Source organism: Streptomyces malaysiense (genome assembly GCF_000980885.2).
GTDB classification, from domain to species: domain Bacteria; phylum Actinomycetota; class Actinomycetes; order Streptomycetales; family Streptomycetaceae; genus Streptomyces; species Streptomyces malaysiense.
Genome location: NZ_LBDA02000164.1, coordinates 1 through 541 on the forward strand (window position 1 = coordinate 1; position 541 = coordinate 541).

General features: G+C 66.9%; 1 protein-coding gene. It reads right to left on the reverse strand.

Going from position 1 to position 541, the window contains the following annotated elements; all coding sequences use genetic code 11:
* A partial coding sequence (locus tag VT52_RS37720; RefSeq protein WP_143070978.1) for a transposase family protein occupies positions 1-408 on the reverse strand: 408 nt, incomplete at its 3' end.
* Positions 409-541 lie beyond the last annotated feature (133 nt).

Here is a 541-nt window from a genome sequence, read left to right on the forward strand (position 1 = left end):
CTGATCAGTGGCTCTGGCCTGCAGAAACTCGCTCACTGCAGCATCGAAGGCATTCCCGTCCAGGCGGGACAGCAGCCGCATTACCGTCGTCGGGTGCGGGAGAACGACCTGTTTACTGAACGGGTCGCAAGTGAAGCCGAGCGTGAGCAGTACCCAGCGTGGGGCGTCCGCGATCCACTCGGCCACCGCCGCCAGCGAGCGCGCACCGGCCAGCACGCCTGCCGCCGCGGCCGCGACCACGGGCACCAGCGGGAAACGGCGTCCACGCCGGGCCCGGGGATCCGGCAGACCGGCGAGATAGCGGGCCAGGCAGACTGCGTCCGGCAACGGTTGCGGCATATCGGTGCGGGCCAGTTGATCCAGCCCCGGCGGCATGGGAGAAGATAAGAGGGCAGGCACGGTCTTCACTTGTGATCATGGGACTTCGACACTCACATGATCACGCAGACCGTGCCTGCAGCCGCATCCGGACCTACCTACAACCGACATGCCGGCCCATCAGCGAATCAACCGCCCAACTCGCGAGCACGCAACGGCCCTG